Annotated in this window: 22 protein-coding genes; 2 read left to right on the top strand and 20 right to left on the bottom strand. The window is 69.2% G+C overall.

The annotated features are described in order from the left end of the window. Window positions 1-39: 39 nt before the first annotated feature. From BN159_RS34460 to BN159_RS34410, 11 genes are all read right to left on the bottom strand, one after another. Window positions 40-930: a diacylglycerol kinase gene (locus BN159_RS34460; RefSeq protein ID WP_015661664.1), complete on the bottom strand. Its 891-nt coding sequence runs from the start codon at window positions 928-930 to the stop codon at window positions 40-42. A 31-nt stretch (window positions 931-961) separates the two neighbouring features. Next, window positions 962-1,909, bottom strand: a complete 948-nt coding sequence (gene tatC, locus BN159_RS34455; protein ID WP_015661663.1) for a twin-arginine translocase subunit TatC — start codon at window positions 1,907-1,909, stop codon at window positions 962-964. 47 nt (window positions 1,910-1,956) lie between these two features. Further along, window positions 1,957-2,238 (bottom strand): Sec-independent protein translocase subunit TatA, encoded by a 282-nt coding sequence (gene tatA, locus BN159_RS34450; RefSeq protein ID WP_015661662.1) that lies wholly within the window; start codon window positions 2,236-2,238, stop codon window positions 1,957-1,959. 259 nt (window positions 2,239-2,497) lie between these two features. Continuing rightward, window positions 2,498-2,692: a hypothetical protein gene (locus BN159_RS34445; protein WP_015661661.1), complete on the bottom strand. Its 195-nt coding sequence runs from the start codon at window positions 2,690-2,692 to the stop codon at window positions 2,498-2,500. 10 nt (window positions 2,693-2,702) lie between these two features. Further along, window positions 2,703-2,987 carry a hypothetical protein gene (locus tag BN159_RS34440; protein WP_015661660.1) on the bottom strand — a complete coding sequence of 95 codons (285 nt, stop codon included), beginning with the start codon at window positions 2,985-2,987 and terminating at the stop codon, window positions 2,703-2,705. A 69-nt stretch (window positions 2,988-3,056) separates the two neighbouring features. Next, a complete protein-coding gene (locus tag BN159_RS34435) occupies window positions 3,057-4,052 on the bottom strand; it encodes a helix-turn-helix transcriptional regulator (RefSeq protein WP_015661659.1) in 996 nt (331 codons plus the stop codon). Between the two features lie 18 nt (window positions 4,053-4,070). Next, a complete protein-coding gene (locus BN159_RS34430; RefSeq protein WP_015661658.1) occupies window positions 4,071-5,048 on the bottom strand; it encodes a helix-turn-helix transcriptional regulator in 978 nt (325 codons plus the stop codon). 173 nt (window positions 5,049-5,221) lie between these two features. Further along, window positions 5,222-5,593: an FKBP-type peptidyl-prolyl cis-trans isomerase gene (locus tag BN159_RS34425; protein WP_015661657.1), complete on the bottom strand. Its 372-nt coding sequence runs from the start codon at window positions 5,591-5,593 to the stop codon at window positions 5,222-5,224. 60 nt (window positions 5,594-5,653) lie between these two features. Then, window positions 5,654-6,655, bottom strand: a complete 1,002-nt coding sequence (locus tag BN159_RS34420) for an FKBP-type peptidyl-prolyl cis-trans isomerase (RefSeq protein ID WP_015661656.1) — start codon at window positions 6,653-6,655, stop codon at window positions 5,654-5,656. A gap of 130 nt (window positions 6,656-6,785) precedes the next feature. After that, window positions 6,786-8,147: a Pup--protein ligase gene (gene pafA / locus BN159_RS34415; RefSeq protein WP_015661655.1), complete on the bottom strand. Its 1,362-nt coding sequence runs from the start codon at window positions 8,145-8,147 to the stop codon at window positions 6,786-6,788. 9 nt (window positions 8,148-8,156) lie between these two features. Beyond that, entirely contained in the window at window positions 8,157-9,416 is a 1,260-nt protein-coding gene (locus BN159_RS34410) for an MFS transporter (protein ID WP_015661654.1), read from the bottom strand. A 109-nt stretch (window positions 9,417-9,525) separates the two neighbouring features. On the opposite strand from BN159_RS34410, the gene BN159_RS34405 reads away from it, so the two are divergent. Continuing rightward, window positions 9,526-10,542, top strand: a complete 1,017-nt coding sequence (locus BN159_RS34405) for a LacI family DNA-binding transcriptional regulator (protein ID WP_015661653.1) — start codon at window positions 9,526-9,528, stop codon at window positions 10,540-10,542. A 59-nt stretch (window positions 10,543-10,601) separates the two neighbouring features. On the opposite strand, the gene prcA is transcribed toward BN159_RS34405, so the two are convergent. From prcA to arc, 6 genes are all read right to left on the bottom strand, one after another. Further along, complete coding sequence (gene prcA, locus BN159_RS34400) at window positions 10,602-11,357, bottom strand: proteasome subunit alpha (RefSeq protein WP_015661652.1); 756 nt, start codon at window positions 11,355-11,357, stop codon at window positions 10,602-10,604. A 61-nt stretch (window positions 11,358-11,418) separates the two neighbouring features. After that, window positions 11,419-12,264 carry a proteasome subunit beta gene (gene prcB, locus BN159_RS34395; protein ID WP_041820259.1) on the bottom strand — a complete coding sequence of 282 codons (846 nt, stop codon included), beginning with the start codon at window positions 12,262-12,264 and terminating at the stop codon, window positions 11,419-11,421. After that, on the bottom strand, window positions 12,216-12,761 hold the full coding sequence (locus tag BN159_RS44360; protein WP_041822105.1) for an endonuclease VII domain-containing protein: 546 nt from the start codon (window positions 12,759-12,761) through the stop codon (window positions 12,216-12,218). Before BN159_RS44360 ends, prcB begins: the two co-directional genes overlap by 49 nt. A gap of 33 nt (window positions 12,762-12,794) precedes the next feature. Continuing rightward, entirely contained in the window at window positions 12,795-13,013 is a 219-nt protein-coding gene (locus tag BN159_RS34385; RefSeq protein WP_041822104.1) for a ubiquitin-like protein Pup, read from the bottom strand. 189 nt (window positions 13,014-13,202) lie between these two features. Continuing rightward, window positions 13,203-14,714 (bottom strand): depupylase/deamidase Dop, encoded by a 1,512-nt coding sequence (gene dop, locus BN159_RS34380; RefSeq protein WP_015661648.1) that lies wholly within the window; start codon window positions 14,712-14,714, stop codon window positions 13,203-13,205. 234 nt (window positions 14,715-14,948) lie between these two features. Then, entirely contained in the window at window positions 14,949-16,715 is a 1,767-nt protein-coding gene (gene arc / locus BN159_RS34375) for a proteasome ATPase (protein WP_015661647.1), read from the bottom strand. Between the two features lie 427 nt (window positions 16,716-17,142). Between arc and BN159_RS34370 the strand changes: the two genes are divergently transcribed. Further along, window positions 17,143-17,445, top strand: a complete 303-nt coding sequence (locus tag BN159_RS34370; protein ID WP_015661646.1) for a ferredoxin — start codon at window positions 17,143-17,145, stop codon at window positions 17,443-17,445. Between the two features lie 21 nt (window positions 17,446-17,466). Here the strand turns inward: BN159_RS34370 and BN159_RS34365 are convergent, their stop codons facing one another. From BN159_RS34365 to BN159_RS34355, 3 genes are all read right to left on the bottom strand, one after another. After that, window positions 17,467-18,042 carry a hypothetical protein gene (locus tag BN159_RS34365; RefSeq protein ID WP_015661645.1) on the bottom strand — a complete coding sequence of 192 codons (576 nt, stop codon included), beginning with the start codon at window positions 18,040-18,042 and terminating at the stop codon, window positions 17,467-17,469. Window positions 18,043-18,256: 214 nt separating this feature from the next. Beyond that, entirely contained in the window at window positions 18,257-19,159 is a 903-nt protein-coding gene (locus BN159_RS34360; protein ID WP_015661644.1) for a tRNA (adenine-N1)-methyltransferase, read from the bottom strand. Between the two features lie 51 nt (window positions 19,160-19,210). Then, window positions 19,211-20,773: a site-2 protease family protein gene (locus BN159_RS34355; RefSeq protein ID WP_015661643.1), complete on the bottom strand. Its 1,563-nt coding sequence runs from the start codon at window positions 20,771-20,773 to the stop codon at window positions 19,211-19,213. Window positions 20,774-20,826: the final 53 nt, after the last annotated feature.

Here is a 20,826-nt window from a genome sequence, read left to right as displayed (position 1 = left end):
ATCCGGATCCAGGTCCCGTAAACCCTGGATCCCCGCAGCTCAGGGCCCTACGACGCGTACCGCTCCGGGCACGCAGCGTGCCGTCAGCGGCAGCGGGCCGAGCGGCTCCCCGTCGGCGTAGCCGGTGATGTGCTCGGCGGTGATCTCGATCCGCGCGGCCCGGACCACGGTGACCTTGGGATGGCCGACGTGCCCGCCCCGGTAGACGCTCGGGAAGACCCTCAGCAGGGTGGCCCGGGAGCAGTCCCCGACGATCGTGATGTCGAACAGCCCGTCTCTGAGATCGGCGCCGGGACAGATCCGCATCCCGCCGCCGTACGAGGACCCGTTGCCGACGGCGACCAGCGTGGCCTCGATCTCGCGGGCCTCCCCGTCGTCGAGCGTGATCCGGTACGGGAAGGGCTTGAAGGCGGCCAGCTCGGCGAGCATCGCCAGGTCGTACTTGAGGCGGCCGGTGGGCCATCGCATCCGGTTGCCGCGGTCGTTGACCCGGGAGTCGAAGCCGGAGGCGAGGACCGTGCCGAAGAAGCGGTCGCCGACCTGTCCGAGGTCGACGTCGCGCAGCCGGGCGCCCTTGAGCCCCTCGGCGATCACCCGGCCCGCGGCGGCCGGGTCCCGCACGGGCAGGCCGAGCGCACGGGCGAAGTCGTTGCCGGTGCCGACGGCGACCAGGCCGAGCGGGGTGCGGGTGCCGGCGACGGCCTGGAGCGCGAGGTTCGCCATGCCGTCACCGCCGACGGCCACCAGCGCCCCGGTGCCGTCCGCGACGGCGGCACGCGCGCGTACGAGGGCGTCCGCGGAGTCCTCGCCGATGACCGTCCGCACGGTGAACCCGGCCGCCCGCAAAGCGGAAGCGGCCGGCTGCGCCGCACCGGCGCCCCGGCCGCGGCCCGCGGTGGGGTTGACGAAGAGAGTGATCTCGCTGCTCACGGATCAGACCCTATGAGCTGCTTCCCGATCTTCAGGTCACGTCGTCATAACCGTTGACCCGGTCCGTGGACGCCTGCTCGGGCAGGGCCCGGCTGGCGGAGACGGTCTCGACCTCGCCGATGTCCTCGGGGGTGAGGTCGAGGTCGGAGGCCTCGTCGTCGGCGGGGCCCATCGCCTCACGCAGGCGCCTGCGGCGGTCGTTGACCAGCGAGACGGCGACCGCGAGGAAGTACAGCACCCAGATCGGTCCGGCGAGCGCCATCATGGTCAGCGGGTCGGTGCTCGGGGTCGCGACGGCCGCGAACACCGTGATGCCCATGATCATTCCGCGCCACCAGCCGAGCATCCGCTTGCCGGTGATGGCGCCGCTGAAGTTGAGCATGACCAGCAGCAGCGGCAACTCGAAGGAGAGACCGAAGACGATCACCATGCGCGTGACGAGGTCGAGCAGATCGTCCAGCGGCAGCAGGTTGTCCACGCCGAACGGAGTGAACTCGATCAGCACCTTCGCGGTGGCGGGCAGCACCTTGTACGCGAAGAAGGCGCCCATCAGGAACAGCGGGAAGCCCGTGGCGACGAACGCGTACGCGTACTTCTTCTCGTGCCTGTGCAGGCCCGGGGCGACGAAGGCCCAGAGCTGGTAGAGCCAGATCGGCGAGGCCAGGACCACGCCGGCCATCAGCGACACCTTCAGCGCGAGGGTGAAGGGGGTGAGCAGACCGTTGATCGTGATCTGCGCACAGGTCTTCTCGGTGGAGGTGTTCGCCAGTTGCTCGAAGCTCTCCTTGCAGCCGACCGACTTCAGGATCGGCTCCGTGAAGAAGCTGATGATGTCCATGTAGAAGAAGGCGGCGACGATCGTCACGACGACGATGGCCAGCAGCGCCTTCGCGAGCCGGTTGCGGAGCTCACGAAGGTGTTCCGCGAGGGGCATCCGCCCCTCGGGATCCTTCTCCTTGTTGCGGGCAGGCTTCAGCAACCCACGTTCCCATCTCGTGCGGCGGGCCGGTCATCACCGGCCCTGCGTCAGCGCTTGGTCGTGTCCGTCGGCTCGGTGACCGGGCGCGAGCTGGTCACGTCGCCGGGGGCGGCCTGGATGATGCGCTGCGCGGGCTGCTCGTCGGCCTGGTGCGGCGGGTCGGCCGGCGCGGAGGACTTGTCCTCCTCCTTCATCGCCTTGGCCTCGCTCTTGAGGATGCGCGCGGACTTGCCGAGCGAACGAGCCATGTCCGGAAGCTTCTTCGCACCGAACAGCAGGATGATGACGACGAGGATCAGAATGATCTCGGTAGGTCCGAGCCGTCCCATAAGTCTTTACCTTCTCACCGAGGCGGGCGGGTGTGTGCCTGTCCGACCGGTCGGACAAATGTCCGAACGACCGTGCTGACAGCGATCGTAACGCTCAGGGGTAAACGTCCGGCAATCCCCGTGCATACTCCCGGTCCGCGGTCCGGGCCTCGTTCTCGGGCCGCGACCAGCAGCGTACCTGGCACTGGCACCTGGGTGACAGGGCGAAGTGCCCCAAAGCGCTTGCGGCGCAGGACTCACACCTGGTTCTCAGCCGGACTCACAGCGAGTCCACGGTCCGCGCCGTGCTCACGGCCGCCCGCTCCAGGTCCTCCGCCGCCCTGCTGATGCGCCGCGCGGACTCCGAGACCTGCCAGCCGAGACGCTGCGCCTCCACGAAGACCCGCACCGCGAGCACGCCGAGAACGACGAGACCCAGGAACCCCACAGCAACCGCGAACATCGGCCAGAACATGACGCCGAGCCTAGACGGTCGAGTGCAGCCGCAGCGTGCGGACCCCGCCCCCGGTGAGCAGCTCCACGATCCGCTCCCCGGCCGGCTTGCGCACCGGGACACCGCAGTCGGGGCAGGTGAAGGAGTAGAAGGTGGTACGGCTGCTGGCGCCGATGGCCAGCCTGAGGGCGCTCGCGGCGAGTTCGAACCGGCCCCGGCAGTCCGGGCAGCCCGCCCTGAACACCACGCTGGACACACTTCTCATCCCCGCGAACGCGGACGCCACCGAGACCCCCGACATCACCGACTCACTCAAAGCACCGCTCCCTTTCATTGGTCGATCGCCTACGGGCGCTGTGTGCCGGTGTCCGGAGCACGACCGTGCTCAGCCCTGCGCCTCGATGCCGTCGTACGCCGCGAGGGCCTCCCGGGCCGCCCGGCGGGCGCTGTCGGCCAGCTCGGGCGGGGCGACGATACGGCCGTCGGGGCCGAGCCGGAGCGCGAGGCGCCGCAGCGACGCCGGGTCGGGCGTCCGCAGAGTGATACGCAGCCCGCCGTCGGGAAGCTCATCCGCACTGTCGTGCGGGTAGTACTCGGCGACCCAGCGCCCGCCGGGACCGACCTCGACGATCACTTCGGGGTCCTCGGCGGCGGGCTGCACCAGCCCCTCGGAGAGGTCCCGCAGCTCGACCTCGGGCGGCGCCGAGGGCTCGTCGAGGATCTTGATCTCGGCGACCCGGTCGAGCCGGAAGGTGCGGCGCGCCTCGGAGCGGCGGCACCATGCCTCGACATAGGTGTGCCCCACGCTGACCAGGCGGATCGGGTCGATCTCGCGCTCGGTGACCTCGTCGCGGGCCGGGGAGTAGTAGCGGATCCACAGCCGGCGGCGCTCGGAGATCGCCCGGTCGACGTCGGCGAAGACGCCGCCCTCGGACTCAAAGGTCACCGAGAGCCGGGCGCTGGCGCCCGCCGCCTCGCCGGCCGCGGTCTCCACCTTGGCGGTGGCCCGCAGCAGGGCCTGCCGGTCGCCCTCGCGCAGTCCGGGCAGCGTGGCCACCGCGCGGGCCGCCACCAGCAGGGCCGTGGCCTCGTCGGAGGCCAGCCGCAGCGGCTCGGCGGCTTCCGCCGCGAGGGCGGCCGGGTTGTGCCACCAGATCCGCTCGCCGTCGGTGTCGATGTCGAGCAGATCGCCACCGCGGAAGCTGGTGCCGCACATGGGCAGCACATCGAGGTCCGAGACCAGCTCGTCCTCGGTGATGCCGAAGGCGCGCGCGACGTCCTCGACGCGGGCGCCGGGGCGCTCCCTGAGATACGTCACCAGGGAGAGCATCCGCCGGGTCTGGTCGATGGCGTTCACGGGCCTGACCGGTTTGCCTGCCACGTCTTCGTCCGCTCCCCCTCAGCCCTTGGCCACGGCACGCAGCCGGTCCATCACATCGGCCCGCAGCTCGGCGGGCTCCAGCACCACCACGTCCGGACCGAACTCCACCAGCCAGGCGTCCAGGCCATGGCCGTACGGAATCTCCAACTCGTCCCAGCCGTCACCGAGTTCCCGGACCCGGGTGGCTTTCGCCCGCAAGGGGTACCCGGCATCGGAACGCAGCCGGATCAGCGCGGAGCGGTCGGCGGTCTCCCCCGCCCAGCCCGCGACGGTCTCCCGCACGGTGACGACGTCCGGCACCGGGGCGGTGAACTTCCCGCCGCGCGAGCGGACCTTGCCGGTGATCCGGGAGAGCCTGAAGACCCGCTCGGCACCCCGGTCGCGGTCCCAGCCCGCCAGATACCAGTGGCCGCGCCAGCACTCCAGCGCCCACGGCTCGACATGCCGGGGCTCGGGGTGCGCGGCGGTGGCCTTACGGTAATCGAAGCCGACCGTCCGGCGGTCCCGGCAGGCCAGCATCAGCGGCTCGAACGCGGCCTCGTGGACGGGGATCCGCGGTTCCAGCGCGCCATGGGCCTCGTAGGGGTCGACGTCCTCGGGCAGACCGGCCGCACGCAGCTTCTGGAGGGCGCCGCTGGCGGCACCGGCGAGCCGGGCCTGCTGCCAGACCTTCGCGGCCAGGCCCAGGGCGGCCGCCTCCTCGGCGTCGAGGGTGATCGGGGGCAGCCGGTTGCTGTCGCGGCGGGCGAGATAGCCGACCTCGCCGTCGAGGCTCTCGACGGTCTCGATGACCAGGCCGAGTTCGCGCAGATCGTCCTTGTCGCGCTCGAACATGCGGTTGAAGGAGTCGTCGCTCCCCGCCGCGCCGCCGCCCGGTCCGAAGGCTTCGACGTACGCCTCGATGGAGTCACGCAGCTCGCGCTTGCTCAGCGGCCGCCGCGTCCCGAGCAGACACAGCGCCAGATTCATGAGCCGCTCGGCCTTGGCAATGGCCATCGACGCCCTTCGCCTCCCTATGGTGCTTAGACCGATGACCGTACCGCCCTCAGGTGGCGCGGCAAAAGCCGAGGGCCCATGCCCGGCCAGGCATGGGCCCCAGGTGATCGGGTCCGGTCGCAAGACGATCAGACCTCGAGTGATCGGACGCCGAATGATCGGACGTCGAATGATCAGACCCCGAGGAGGTCGACCACGAAGATCAGGGTCTCGCCCGGCTGGATGGCCGGCGTCGGGCTCTGGTTGCCGTAGGCGAGGTGGGCCGGGATGGTCAGCTGGCGGCGGCCGCCGACCTTCATGCCCTGCACGCCCTGGTCCCAGCCCTTGATGACCCGGCCGCCGCCCAGCGGGAAGCGGAACGGCGTGCCACGGTTCCAGCTGGCGTCGAACTCCTCGCCGGTGCTGAAGGCGACACCGACGTAGTGCACGGTCACGGTCTGGCCCGCCTGGGCCACCTCTCCGTCGCCCTCCCAGATGTCCTTGATCTCCAGGTCCGCCGGCGGCTCGCCACCCGGGAAGTCGATCTCGGGCTTGTCGATGCTCACGTGTTCAGCTCCATGCTTGTGTCGGACAGGCAACGTCACAGTCTTACATCCCGCGCGGGGTCACATCTTCGCGAGGATGTCGACCGAGAAGACCAGCGTGGAGTCCTTCTTGATGCCGCTGCCCTGCGGAGGGTTGTCGCCGTAACCGAGGTCCGGCGGGATGACGATGAGGACGCGGCTGCCGACCTTCTTGCCGGTCAGGCCCTGTGCCCAGCCCTTGACGACCTGCTGGAGGGAGAAGGACACCAGCTGCTTGTTGGTGTACGTGGCATCGAACTCCTTGCCGCCGTCCCACAGCACGCCCTTGTACTGCACCAGCACGCTGTCCTCGGCGCCGACCTCCGCGCCGTCACCCTCCAGGATGTAGTTCGCCACCAGCTTCGTCGGCGCGTCGGTCTCGGGGACCTCGATGGAGGGCGCCTTGCCGTCGGTGTTGGTGCCGACCTTGGGCAGGTCCACATTGTCCTGGGCGACCTCGGTGCCCTTGGCGGAGCTCTTGGCGTTGAAGGTGCCCTGCACATCCACCACGAACACCAGCGTGTCGGTGCCCTTGATGCCCGCCTGGCTGTTGCCCTGGGTGCCGTAGCCCCAGGTCGGCGGGACGGCCATCTGGACGCGGCTGCCGACCTTCTTGCCGGGCAGGGCGTAGCGCCAGCCGTCGATGATGCTGCCCTGGGCGAGCTGGATGACCAGCGGCGTCTTGCGGTCGTAGGAGTTGTCGAAGACCTTCGCCGAGGACCAGATCTGGCCCAGGTAGTGGGCCTGGATGTAGTCGTTCTCCGCGACCGTCTGGCCGTTGCCCGCGATCACCGTCTTCACGGCCAGATCCTTCGACGGGTCACCGCTGCCCTTGGCGACCGTCGGCTTCTCACCGAACTTCGTCCCCGCGGTGATCGCCGGCAGCGGACCGTCCACGATCTTCGGCGACGGCGCGGCCGACGTCTCGGGGGCCGAGGGCGACGCGCTGTCGCTGGCCTCGCTGGAGTCGGCGTCGTCGTCGCCGCACGCGGCGAGCGTGGCCAGTCCGGCGGGTACGGCAATGAGGAGTGAGCGTCGGCGCACGGTGGGGGCCTCGTAATCGGTCGATCTTGTGAATGGCGTGCGCGCAACTCTACGGCGTGAGAAGGGCGCCGTACGAGAAACGTACGGCGCCCGTGTTGCGTTCCGGCACCAGTGGGCCGGAACTCGTCGCTCACATACCGGCGATCAGTTTCTCCACCCGGTCGTCCACGGAACGGAACGGGTCCTTGCACAACACCGTGCGCTGGGCCTGGTCGTTGAGCTTGAGATGGACCCAGTCGACGGTGAAGTCCCGGCGCTGTTCCTGGGCCCTGCGGATGAAGTCGCCGCGCAGCCGGGCCCGAGTGGTCTGCGGCGGAACGGACTTGCCTTCGAAGATCTTCAAGTCATTGCAGATCCGCGCTGCTTGACCCTTCCTCTCCAGCAGGTAGTACAGCCCACGACGGCGGTGGATGTCGTGGTAGGCGAGGTCTATCTGCGCCACCCGCGGATGCGACATGGTCATGTTGTGCTTGGCCCGATAGCGCTCGATGAGCTTGTACTTCATGACCCAGTCGATCTCGGTGCCGATCCGGTCGAGATCCTCCGACTCGATCGAGTCCAGCGTGCGGCCCCACAGCTCCAGCACCTGCTCCACGGTGCCGGTGCGGATACCGCGGCGCTCGCAGAAGTCCACGGCCTTCTCGTAGTACTCCCGCTGCACCTCCAGCGCGGAAGCCTCGCGGCCGCTGGCCAGGCGCACCTTGCGCCGGCCGGTGATGTCATGGCTGACCTCGCGGATCGCCCGGATCGGGTTCTCCAGGGTGAGGTCCCGCATCACCGTGCCCGCCTCGATCATGCGCAGCACCAGATCGGTGGCACCGACCTTGAGCAGCATGGTCGTCTCGGACATGTTGGAGTCGCCCACGATGACATGCAGCCGGCGATAGCGCTCGGCGTCCGCGTGCGGCTCGTCGCGAGTGTTGATGATGGGCCGGGAACGGGTCGTCGCCGAGGAGACGCCCTCCCAGATGTGCTCCGCCCGCTGACTCACGCAGTACACGGCCCCGCGCGGGGTCTGGAGCACCTTGCCCGCGCCGCACAGGAGCTGACGCGTGACAAGGAACGGAATGAGGATGTCCGCGAGCCGGGAGAACTCCCCGTGCCGCGCCACCAGATAGTTCTCGTGGCAACCGTAGGAGTTGCCCGCCGAGTCGGTGTTGTTCTTGAAGAGGTAGACGTCGCCCGCGATTCCTTCCTCGTGCAGGCGTCGTTCGGCGTCCACCAGTAGCCCTTCCAGAATGCGCTCGCCTGCCTTGTCGTGCGTGACCAGTTCGGTCACGTTGTCACATTCGGGTGTCGCGTATTCCGGATGTGACCCCACGTCGAGATAGAGGCGGGCGCCGTTCCGCAGAAAGACATTGCTGCTGCGGCCCCATGACACGACACGGCGGAAGAGGTACCGCGCCACCTCGTCAGGCGACAGACGGCGCTGTCCCCTGAACGTGCACGTGACGCCGTACTCGTTCTCCAGCCCGAAAATGCGGCGGTCCATGACTGAACATTACGCCCGATCCCCGGTGCTGAAACGGGGTTCGACGGCACGGTTTGGATCATTTTCCGATGAAGCCGCAACGACCGCTCCCTGCCCGGACGCTGCGAGGACCCGCCCCGTGGCCAGCAGGACCAGCAGCGACACGGCTCCCGCGACACCCGGAACGGCGAAGCCCCACAGGGCGCCACCGGCCTCGACGACCGGGCCCGCGAGCCCTGTTCCGACCGACGCGCCGACGGTGAACGTCGTCACAAGCCAGGAGAAAGCCTCGGTGACCGTCCCGCGCGGGGCGTGCCGGTCGACGAGCACAAAGGCACAAGCGATGCACGGAGCGAGGAACACACCCGACAGCACGGTCAGCAGCACCATGGGAACCGCGCCCGGCATCAGCATCAGCGGCAGGTAACACACCGCCAGAAGGGCCACCAGCACCGTCAGTCGCCGCCCCGGCTCCCCCGACCACTGCCGCGCCCCGTACACCGTGCCCCCGACGAGCGCGCCGAGCCCCAGGGCCGCCATCAGCCAGCCGTAGACCGCGTCACCGCCGTGCTCGTCCGCATACGGCACCGAGGCGACCGTGATGGAGCCGAGCGCGATGCCAACGAAGATGAACGCACCGAGCAGCGCCAGCAGTCCGGGCGAGCGCAGCGCGCCCAGCCAGTGCGCCTCACGCGGCGCCGAGCGCCACGCGCGCGAGGGCGCCGACACCACCACGGACAGCGCACCCAGAACGCCTATGACGTTCAGCACGAGCAGCGCCGCCTGCGCCGACCACAGCGAGGTGCACAGCGTCACCAGCAACGGCCCGACGGTGAACATGACTTCCTGCGCCACGGCATCCATCGCGTACGCCGTGTGCACCTGGCCCTCCTTGCCGAGCACAGACGGCCACAACGCCCGCAGACCGCCCTCCAAGGGCGGCGTGAACAGTCCGGCGACCGCCACGGCCGCGTAGGCGAGCGCGAGCGGCCCGATACCGGTGAAGGCGAAGACGGCCATACCGAGCGCCGACACCACGGCGGAGGGCAACTGCACCCGCGGCTGCCCGTGCAGATCCACCAGCCGCCCCAGCACCGGCTGCCCCACGGCGTTGGCGACGCCGTAGACGGCCGCCAGCGCCCCCGCGAGGCTGTACGTGCCGCCCTCGGCGCGGACGAAGAGCACGATCGCGATGGCGGCGGTGGCATTCGGCAGCCGGCCCACCAGCGTGCCGACGAGCAGCCGCGTGGCGTGCCTCGCCCTGAGGATCTCCAGGTATCCCGCGGCCATGTCCCGTCCCCACTCCTCGCCGTGACCCATGAGGTTTTACGTATAACTCCCTCCGTCATACGTACCATGTGCGCTGTTCGGACGTCCAGACGAAAGCGCAGGCACCACGGTGGCCCGAGGCAGCACCCGCCCCACCAGCCGGGACGTCGCACAGGCCGCAGGCGTCTCCCAGGCCGCGGTCTCCCTGGTGCTCGGCGACAAATGGCGCGGCCGCGTCTCCGAGGCCACCGCCGAACGAGTCCGGCAGGCCGCCCGCGAACTCGGCTACCGGCCCAACCTCGCCGCCCGCAACCTACGGCTCGGCCGCACCCGCACCGTCCTCCTCGTCGTCCCCGCGCTCACCACGGAGTTCTTCGCCGGCGTCTACACCGGCGCCGCCCGCGTGGCCGCCGCCCACGGCTTCGGCGTCGTCCTGTACCCCTCCCCCGAAGGCATCGGCCCCGCGCGGGACCCCTTCGCCTCCGCCCAGGCCGCCCTCGACGGCGTGATCGCCTCCTCCATGGCCGCCGACGCCCTCACCGCCATCCGCGGCGACCAACTGCCCCTGGTGATGCTCGACAGCGACCCGACCGGCAGCCTGGGCGCCGCCACCGTCAACCTGGACATCGCCGACGGTGTACGCCAGATCGCCGAGCACCTGCTGAGCCTCGGCCACCGCCGCTTCCTGCACCTGGCGGCCGACGTGGCCTCCTGGACCTTCGAGGTACGCGCCCGCGAGCTGCACACACGCCTGGCCGCCGTCCCCGGCACCACACTGGCCACGGCACGCGCCCCGATCTCCATCGAAGGCGCCCAGCGCGCCGCCGAAGCCGCCCTCGCTACACCAGGACCCCGCCCCACGGCCCTCATCTGCGACGACGACAAACTCGCGGCCGGCGCCTACAAAGCCGCCCGCCGCCTGGGCCTGGCCGTCCCCGAGGACCTCTCCGTCACCGGCTTGGACGACCTCGCCCTCGCCACCGCCATCGACCCGGAGCTGACGACCGTACGCCTGGACGCGGAGCTGTTCGGGGAGCGCGGCATGCGGGCCCTGCTGGCCGTCCTGGAGGGCCGTACGCCCGACGCGGGGGACATTCCCGTCGAACTGGTCGTACGGGGCTCCACAGCGCCCCCAAGCGCCTCCTGAACGCCCTGTGCCCCGGCCGCGAGGTCGGCCGGGGCACAGCAGGGTGGGGTGGTGCGGGACTACTCCTCGTCGGTGCCTTCGGCGTCCTCGGCGCTCTCGGCCTCCGTGGCAGCGCCGTCGGCCTCCAGCAGCCGGCCCAGCTGACGGCCGACGATCCGCTTGAACTTGCGCTGCTGCGGACGCGTCCGGTCCAGCACCGCGACCTCCAGGCGCTCGGCCGGGATCTCCCGCTGACTGCCGTTGGACTCACGGGACAGCGCCTGCACGGCCAGCTTCAACGCCTCGGCCAGCGTCATGCCGTCCTGGTGACGCTGATCCAGATAGTTGCTGATCAACTCGGCATTGCCGCCGACCGCCACCGAGCCGTGCTCGTCCACGATCGAACCGTCGTGCGGCAGCCGGTAGATCTGATCACCCTCCGGCGTCTCCCCGACCTCGGCGACGACCAGCTCCACCTCGTACGGCTTCTCGGCCGCGGAAGAGAAGATCGTGCCCAGCGTCTGGGCATAGACATTGGCCAGACCGCGGGCGGTCACATCGTCACGGTCGTAGGTGTACCCACGAAGATCGGCATACCGGACACCGCCGATCCGCAGATTCTCGTACTCGTTGTACTTGCCGGCGGCCGCGAAGCCGATCCGGTCGTAGATCTCACTGAACTTGTGCAGCGCGCGGGACGGGTTCTCGCCGACGAAGACGATGCCGTCGGCGTACTGGAGCACGACCAGGCTGCGACCACGGGCGATGCCCTTGCGGGCGTACTCCGCCCGGTCGGCCATGGCCTGCTGGGGGGAGACATAGAACGGCGTCGACACCGGTTATCCGTCCCTTTCTGTGGAAGTCACTGCGATCACCTAGCAAGAACCGCGCCGGCCGCTACAGCAGCGCGGCCCTCGGCCCGTCCGGCTGCTCCAGACGCCGCTCCAGGATCGAGCGGGCGATCTCGGAAGACTCCTCGTCGGTCAGCCGGCGGAAGCCGTCGTCGGTGATCACGGTGACGATCGGGTAGATCCGGCGGGCGACATCGGGACCGCCGGTCGCCGAGTCGTCGTCTGCCGCGTCGTACAGGGCCTGCACCACGAGGGTGGTGGCCTCGTCCTCGTTCAGGTCGTTACGGAACAGCTTCTTCATGGCACCGCGCGCGAAGATCGAGCCCGAGCCGGTGGCGGCGTAGCCCTGCTCCTCGGAACGGCCGCCGGTGACGTCGTAGGAGAAGATGCGCCCCTTGTCGCGGTCGACGTCGTACCCCGCGAACAGCGGCACCACGGCAAGACCCTGCATCGCCATGCCCAGATTCGACCGGATCATGGTCGACAGCCGATTCGCCTTGCCCTCCAGCGACAGCTGAGCACCCTCGACCTTCTCGAAGTGCTCCAGCTCCAGCTGAAAGAGCTTCACCATCTCTACGGCGAGCCCGGCGGTACCGGCGATACCGACGGCCGAGTACTCATCCGCAGGGAACACCTTCTCGATGTCACGCTGCGCAATGACATTCCCCATGGTGGCTCGCCGGTCACCGGCCAGCACGACACCTCCGGGAAACGTCACAGCGACGATCGTGGTCCCATGCGGGGCCTCGATCACGCCCTGCGTGGGCGGCAGTTGACGCTTCCCGGGCAGCAGCTCGGGCTGATGCTCGGACAGAAAGTCCATGAACGAGGACGACCCAGGCGTCAGGAAGGCAGCTGGTAGACGCCCGGTGCTACGAGTGTTGGCTTCCACGCGATTCCTTCCAAGTAAGCGGCGGCCCGGCGGGCGGCGTCAGGGTCGTCTCCCAACTTGCCGATGGCCGAATTGCAGTTGAAGCACAGTACGCCACGGACCCTACCCGTCTTGTGGCAGTGATCCACATGTACGGCCGGAGCCTTCAGACAGATCACACAGAGCCCCATCTGGGAGGCAATCATCGCGTCGCGTTCGGCTACGGTGAGGCCGTACTGGCGCTTGAGGTGCCCCTGCCTGCCCCGTGCGGCTTTGCATGCCTTGCAGCACGTGGCGAGGCCATCCGATGCTGTCGCGTTGCGATGCCATTCCCTGTGCGGCTTGATCTCCCCACAGCTACGACAGAACTTGTGCCCTTCAGGCGTCTCCACCTTCGGCCGGACGTTCTTACCCTTCGCCAGCAAGCCATCACGGGCGGACTTGTTCTTGGCGAAAGCTGCTCGCGGCCTCACTTCCTCGCACCGCGAGCAGCGCTTCACACCGTCTCCGATTACCAAGGTCGAAAACCCCCGAAGCCTTTGATTCGAAGGCTACTCGCCGCCTTTCTGAACGAAACTTCGAACGAAGTCCTCTGCGTTCTCCTCGAGGACATCGTCAATTTCATCCAGAACCGAGTCCACGTCATCGCTCAGCTTCTCGTGGCGCTCCTTGAGGTCCTCGGAAGCCTGGGCCTCTGCCGTCTGCTCCTCGACCTCCTCGGTGGAGCGTGTGGCCTTCTGCTGTCCACCGCCGGTGTCCTTGGTTGCCATAACCCTCACCCCGCTCAGTTCGCCCGACATGGTCGCCAGGTCGACATTCCTGCCGATCGGTGATGATCAGACCCTACAAGCCGGGTCTGACATCGGCCCCGCACTTTCCTCAACGTGCGGGGGCCACCTCGATGATTCCCGGACGGGGGATTTTCCACCCTGCCGGGGCTCATGCCCCCGAGCCCGCGCTCAGCCGCCGGACAGGACCCTGACCAGGTCTTCCGCGGTTCGGCAGCGGTCCAGGAGCTCCTTGACATGATTTCGCGTTCCGCGAAGCGGTTCGAGGGTTGGAACGCGCTGGAGGGAGTCCCGGCCCGGCAGATCGAAGATCACCGAGTCCCAGGAGGCGGCCGCGACATCGTCGGCGTACTGCTCCAGGCAGCGGCCGCGGAAGTACGCGCGCGTGTCCTCCGGCGGCTTCGTACGGGCCCGGTCGACGTCGGACTCCTCCAGGAGCCGCTTCATCCGTCCGCGGGCCACGAGACGGTTGTACAGGCCCTTCTCGGCGCGTACGTCGGCGTACTGGAGGTCCACCAGGTGGAGTCGGGCGGCGTCCCAGTCGAGGCCGTCGCGGCGCCGGTAGCCCTCCATCAGCTCACGCTTGGCGACCCAGTCCAGTTCGCCGGCCAGGCTCATGGGGTCGTTCTCCAGGCGGTTGAGGGTGTCTTCCCACCTGGTCAGGACGTCTTTGGTCTGTTCGTCGGCGTCGACTCCGAAGCGCTCCTCGACGTACTTGCGGGAGAGCTCGAAGTACTCCATCTGGAGCTGGACCGCGGTGAGTGTCCGGCCGCTGCGGAGCGTGACCAGGCGCTTGAGGGTCGGGTCGTGGGAGACCTGGTGGAGGGTGCGGACGGGTTGGTCGACGGCCAGGTCGACGGCGATGAAGCCGTCCTCGATCATGGAGAGGACGAGGGCTGTCGTGCCGAGCTTGAGGTAGGTCGAGATCTCGGAGAGGTTCGCGTCGCCGATGATCACGTGCAGTCGGCGGTACTTCTCCGCGTCGGCGTGCGGCTCGTCACGGGTGTTGATGATGGGGCGCTTGAGGGTGGTCTCCAGGCCGACCTCGACCTCGAAGTAGTCCGCCCGCTGGCTGAGCTGGAAGCCGTGCTCGTGGCCGTCCTGGCCGATGCCGACGCGGCCCGCTCCGGCGAAGACCTGGCGGGAGACGAAGAAGGGCGTGAGGTGGCGCACGATGTCCGAGAAGGGGGTCTCCCGCTTCATCAGGTAGTTCTCGTGCGTGCCGTAGGAGGCGCCCTTGTTGTCGGTGTTGTTCTTGTAGAGGTGGATCGGCTGGGCGCCGGGGAGCTGGGCGGCGCGTTCCGCCGCCTCGGCCATGATCCGTTCGCCGGCCTTGTCCCACAGGACGGCGTCGCGCGGGTTGGTGACCTCGGGTGCGCTGTACTCGGGGTGGGCGTGGTCGACGTAGAGCCGCGCGCCGTTGGTGAGGATGACGTTGGCGAGGCCGATGTCCTCGTCGGTGAGCTGGCTGGAGTCGGCGGCCTCGCGGGCGAGGTCGAAGCCTCGCGCGTCCCGCAGCGGGTTCTCCTCCTCGAAGTCCCAGCGGGCCCGCCGGGCCCGGTGCATCGCCGCCGCGTAGGCGTTGACGATCTGGGATGAGGTGAGCATGGCATTGGCGTTGGGGTGACCGGGGACGGAGATCCCGTACTCCGTCTCGATGCCCATTACTCGCCGTACGGTCATGCGGCCCTCCTTGCCCGGCGGCGCCCTCGGTCGGGGGCGGCGCTCAAGTACCGCTGGCGCTCCGGTGCGTGTGCGGTGCCCGTCCCCGCACTGCGCGACTCGGCGGTACGGAAGAGCCTAGAACGCCTTTGCGCTGGTGGGGAGATCATTTGCGTCATTGCATTGCTCCGGTTGTCGCCGCAAAAACAGTCGGCTGCGGGTACCCGCTGAGGGCACCCGCAGCCGCCCTGGCTTTTACAGGTACTGACCGGTGTTCGCCACCGTGTCGATGGAGCGTCCGGTGTCGGCGCCCTGCTTTCCGGTGATCAGGGTGCGGATGTAGACGATCCGCTCGCCCTTCTTTCCGGAGATCCGGGCCCAGTCGTCCGGGTTGGTGGTGTTCGGCAGGTCCTCGTTCTCCTTGAACTCGTCCACGCAAGCCTGGAGGAGGTGGGAGACGCGCAGGCCCTTCTGGTTGTGCTCCAGGAAGTCCTTGATCGCCATTTTCTTGGCGCGCCCGACGATGTTCTCGATCATGGCGCCGGAGTTGAAGTCCTTGAAGTAGAGGACTTCCTTGTCTCCGTTGGCGTAGGTGACTTCCAGGAAGCGGTTCTCCTCGGATTCGGCGTACATCTGCTCCACGGCGGTCTGGATCATGCCCTGGACCGTGGAGCCCTTGTCGCCGCCGTGCTCGCCGACGTCCTCGGGGTGCAGCGGGAGGCGTTCGGTGAGGTACTTGCCGAAGATGTCCTTGGCGGCCTCGGCGTCGGGACGTTCGATCTTGATCTTCACGTCCAGGCGGCCGGGGCGCAGGATGGCTGGGTCGATCATGTCCTCGCGGTTGGAGGCACCGATCACGACCACGTTCTGGAGGCCCTCGACGCCGTCGATCTCGGCGAGCAGCTGGGGGACGATGGTGTTCTCCACGTCCGAGCTGACACCGGAGCCACGGGTGCGGAAGAGGGACTCCATCTCGTCGAAGAAGACGATGACGGGGGTGCCCTCGGATGCCTTCTCACGCGCACGCTGGAAGACCAGGCGGATCTGCCGCTCGGTCTCGCCGACGTACTTGTTGAGGAGCTCGGGGCCCTTGATGTTGAGGAAGAAGCTCTTGCCGGCGGCCACGCCGGTGACCTCGGCGACCTTCTTGGCCAGCGAGTTGGCGACGGCCTTGGCGATGAGCGTCTTGCCGCATCCGGGCGGTCCGTAGAGCAGGACGCCCTTGGGCGGGCGGAGTTCGTGCTCCTTGAACAGGTCCGGGTAGAGGTAGGGGAGCTCGACTGCGTCGCGGATCATCTCGATCTGGTTGCCCAGGCCGCCGATCTGCTCGTAGCCGATGTCCGGGACCTCTTCGAGGACGAGTTCCTCGACCTCGCTCTTGGGCACGATCTCGTAGACGTAGCCGGAGCGGGGTTCGAGCAGGAGGGCGTCGCCGGGGCGGATGGTCACGTCCAGCAGCGGCTCGGCGAGCCGCACCACCCGCTCCTCGTCGGTGTGCCCGAGCACCAGGGCGCGCTCGCCGTCCTCGAGGATCTCCTTGAGGGTGACGATGTCCCCGGCGCGCTCGAACTCCATGGCCTCGACCACGTTGAGCGCTTCGTTGAGCATGACTTCCTGGCCGCGGCGCAGGTCGTCGAGTTCGACGCTTGGGCTGACATTCACCCGGAGTTTGCGTCCTCCGGTGAAGATGTCGGCGGTGCCGTCCTCGTTCGCCTGAAGGAAGACACCGAAGCCGGCCGGTGGCTGTGCGAGCCGGTCGACCTCTTCCTTGAGGGCCACGATCTGGTCGCGGGCCTCACGGAGCGTGTTGGCGAGTCGCTCGTTCTGGGCGGACACGCCGGCCAGGTTCGTCTGGAGCTCGACGATCCGCTCTTCGAGAATCCTCGTGTGTCGCGGAGAGTCGGCGAGCTTACGTCGCAGGACGGCGATCTCCTGCTCAAGGTAGGCGATCTGTCCGGCGGGGTCTTCGGACCCTCGTCCCGGGCGGATGCCGCGGTTCATGTCGTCGTCGTGGGCTGCCACGGTCCTCACCTCCTCCAAGGGGAGCTGGACGCTTCCAGACCCTACCTGGGTGGGTGTCGATTGAAACCCCTAGATCACAAAGACTGTCAAGGTGTGTCGTCAGCCACACCTCGCATCCTTCCGTACGCCGTGTGGATACCCACTCAACGCGTTTCAGAAGCGGGCTGTTCCTGGCCGGACTGGTCAAACACCGTCACTTTTGGCCGGAGTTGCAGCTGACGGGAGGGCTTTGGCCAGTCAGGAGAAGGCATCGGAACCCGTGCATCCGGACTCCGGTGTCATGACGCTGAGGCTCCGGTCACACACTGTGCGTTCTCGCGGTGGAGCCTTGCTCGCGGCCGGGAGGAGCCCCCGTCGGCCTCGGGTGGAACATGGGCGGAGGTAGGGTCGAGGAAAGATCGCTCGGCACGGGAGGACGGCAGGAGAGATGAGCGTGCAGGAGGAGGCCGCGGTCGGCGAGGCGCTGGAGGTCTGGATCGATCAGGATCTCTGTACCGGCGACGGCATCTGTGTCCAGTACGCCCCCGAGGTGTTCGAGCTGGACATCGACGGGCTCGCCTACGTCAAGAGCGCGGACGACGAGTTGCTTCAGGACAAGGGCGCCACGACCCCCGTACCGCTGCCGCTGCTCACCGATGTCGTGGACTCGGCGAAGGAGTGTCCCGGCGACTGCATTCATGTGCGCCGGGTCGCGGACCGGGTCGAGGTGTACGGACCCGACGCGCAGTGACGCGCCGCGCGCGGAGGGTCGTCAGACGCTCTGCGCCCCGGCGGGCGTGGAGCGGACGAACGCGCCGTTGTCCCACGTCCACTTCGCGCTGTCGGTGACATCGGGGCAGCAACTGGGCACGTCGGACGACGAGTAGCCGAGCAGGGTCGCCGCCACCGCGCCGTCGCGTAGCGCGAACTCGCTGACGGTCTGCCGGTCCTTGGGGTCGACGAGGGTCGCCACGACGCGAGGGCGCTCGCTGTCCGTCCCGCGCGTGAGGACGTACACGCCGTCCGGCGGGGTGCCCATGGGGGCGTCGCAGTGCACGACGGCCACCGTCTCGGGGCGGCCGTCGCCGTCGAGGTCCCCCGACGCCTTCTTCACCACGATCGCCTTCACGGGGCCGCACTCGAGCGGGAAGTCGACACCCTTCGGGTCGGGCGCGAGGGCGCCCGGAGCGGTCTTCGACTCCGGACCGGCCGCCTGGGCCGCGGTGGCGGAGTGCGGTTGCAGGACCGAGGAGAGCGCCACGACGCCGGCCACCGCGGTGGCGGTCGCGACCCAGTGGATGGGGCGGGTGTGCGTGTGTGCCAGTTCCGGGACGGCGGATTGCTGCACTAGGAGTGTCTCCTGTGAGGGCTGTGCCGGTGGGGGTGCCAGGCATCGTGCCACACGTCACACCCGGGGGGAACGGCGGGGGTGTGCAGTTCCGGTGCCGAAGTGGACGCGGCGGGTGGCACGCCGTCAGCAAAAAGGCGCTGTGGCCGAGTTCCCGGGGAGATCCGGGAACTCGGCCACAGCGTCGTTGCGTTGTACGCGGCAGGAGGCCGCCTCAGCGGCCGGAGCCGCCGTCGGCGTTAGGGCCGGCGTAGTCCTCGCCGTAGGCGCCCTTGGCGGGGCGGCGGCGGCGCATGGGCGGCTCCACTCCGTCCGCGAGGCGGCGGGCGGTGAGCAGAAAGCCGGTGTGGCCGATCATCCGGTGGTCCGGGCGGACCGCCAGGCCCTCGATGTGCCAGTTGCGGATCATCGTCTCCCAGGCGGTCGGCTCGTTGAAGCAGCCGATCTCGCGGATGGACTCCACGGTCCGGGCGAGCTGGGTGGTGGTGGCGACGTAGCAGCACAGGATGCCGCCCGGCACGAGCGCCTTGGAGACGGCCTCCAGGCACTCCCAGGGGGCGAGCATGTCGAGGATGACGCGGTCGACGTCGGTGTCGGACAGGTTGTCCTGGAGGTCGCCGACGGTGAGCTGCCAGGCGGGGTGCGGGCCGCCGAAGTAGCGCTCCACGTTCTGCTGGGCGATCTCGGCGAAGTCCTCGCGGCGCTCGTAGGAGTGCAGCATGCCCTGGTCGCCGATGGCGCGCAGCAGGAAGCTGCTGAGCGAGCCGGAGCCGACGCCGGCTTCGACGACGCGCGCGCCGGGGAAGATGTCGGCGAAGGCGATGATCTGCCCCGCGTCCTTCGGGTACACGACGGCTGCCCCGCGGGGCATGGACAGGACGTAGTCGGGGAGCAGGGGGCGCAGCGCGAGATAGGCGACGTTCCCGGTGGTGCGGACAACGCTGCCCTCGGGAGCGCCGATCAACTCGTCGTGCGGGAAGGAACCCTTGTGGGTGTGGAAGTTCTTCCCGGCTTCGAGCGTGAACGTGTAGTGGCGGCCCTTGGGGTCGGTCAGCTGAACCTGGTCCCCGACCTTGAAGGGCCCGCGCCTGCGGGCGGCACCGGTCGGTTCGGACATGTGAACAGACTACCGGGGTTTGGGGAGGCCGCCGACCACGGCCGCCTGCCTCTAGGAGGGGCGGGCCATGGCCTTCACGAAGGCGCGCTCCACGTCCGCGGCGGACAGGACGCCGTAGATCTCGCCGGTGTCCTCAACCACTAGGTATTCGGTGGCGGGGCTGGCGCGCAGGGCGTCCAGGAGGTCCTCGCCGGCCAGTTCCGCGGAGACGCGCATGCCGTCGGTGAGTTCCTGGGCGAGGCCGCTGACGGCGACCCAGGGGCGGCGGTGTTCCGGTACGCCGACGATGGCGGCCTCGCGGACCAGGGAGAGGGGGGCGCCGTCGGCGTCGACGACGACCAGGGCGCGGGCTCCGGCGGCGTTGGCGCGGCGCAGGGCCTCGGAGAGCGGGGTGTCCGTCTCCACGGGGACCGCGCGCCGGGTCAGGGTGCGGGCGCGCAGTTCGGGGAGGTGCTCGCGCAGCCGGGCCATACGCAGGCTGTTGCCGGCGCCGGTCCAGATGATCGCGGCGAGGATCGCGGCCAGCAGGGCGTCCATGACGGTGTCCATGCCGACGTTGTCCTCGGCGTTGGCACCGAGGGCGCCGGACTGGGTGAGCAGCGGCAGGCCGATGAGCACGGAGACCGCGAGCGCGCGGCCGACCCAGGCGGCGGCGACGGTGCCGGTCATGGGCTTGCCGGTGATCTTCCAGACGACGGCGCGGAGCATCCGGCCGCCGTCGAGGGGCAGACCGGGCAGGAGGTTGAAGACGGCGACGATCAGGTTGGAGATCATCAGGCCGGCCAGCAGGACGCCGGGTACGGTGCCGGGCTCCACGGTCTGCATGGCGGCGTAGAAGACGCCTGCGAGGACCAGGGAGAGCAGGGGGCCGACGAAGGCCAGGACGAACTCGCGGCCGGGGGTGTCGGACTCCTTCTCGATCTCGGAGACACCGCCGAAGAACTGGAGCTGGATGCGGCGGACCGGGAGCTTGAAGCGCAGGGCGGCGACGGTGTGGGCCAGCTCGTGCACCAGCACGGAGGCGTAGAAGACGACCGCGAAGAAGAGGGAGACGAGGTAGCGGGCGGCGCCGAGTTCGGGCAGTACGCGGTCGAGCTGGCCGCCGAACACCCAGGTGATCAGGGCTGCGACCAGGAACCAGCTGGGCGCGACGTACACCGGCACACCGAACGGCCGCCCCATGAGCAGCCCACCGCGCGGCTCCGGGGCCTTCGGCGGGCGGCCCTTGCCGGTGCCGGAGTGGGCGAGGGTGCGGTCGCCGGGCTGGGCGGGCAGGGGCTGGGTGGTGGGCTCGTCGCTGTGGGTGGGGGTGGGGGTGTGGGTGTCGGCAGGCTTGGGAGCGGGCTCGGGCCTGGGCTCGGGGGACGCCTTCACGGCCGGGCCGTCGGAGGATGCGGGCGCGGACGGCGCGGGCTCGGTCCGGTTTTCGGAGTTTTCGGTCTCGGAGGTTTCGGTCCCGGAGTGCGCAGGCTCGGGCCGGGCCTCCGGGGTCGGCTCTTCGGTCCGGGCCTCGGGGGAAGTCGATTCAGTGGGCGGGGTCGTTGCTGGTGCGTGGTGCTGGGTCGGCTCCTCGGTGCCGGACCGCGGCTTCCCGCTCCCGCCGCTCTCGTCCACGGTGTCCCCTCGTTCGAAGCGTCCTCCGCGCCTGCCGGGCGAAGGGTCTCGGG

The organism is Streptomyces davaonensis JCM 4913, from assembly GCF_000349325.1.
GTDB classification, from domain to species: domain Bacteria; phylum Actinomycetota; class Actinomycetes; order Streptomycetales; family Streptomycetaceae; genus Streptomyces; species Streptomyces davaonensis.
The sequence above is the reverse complement of the archived record's forward strand: the minus strand, read 5'-3'. Positions and strand labels throughout refer to the sequence as shown.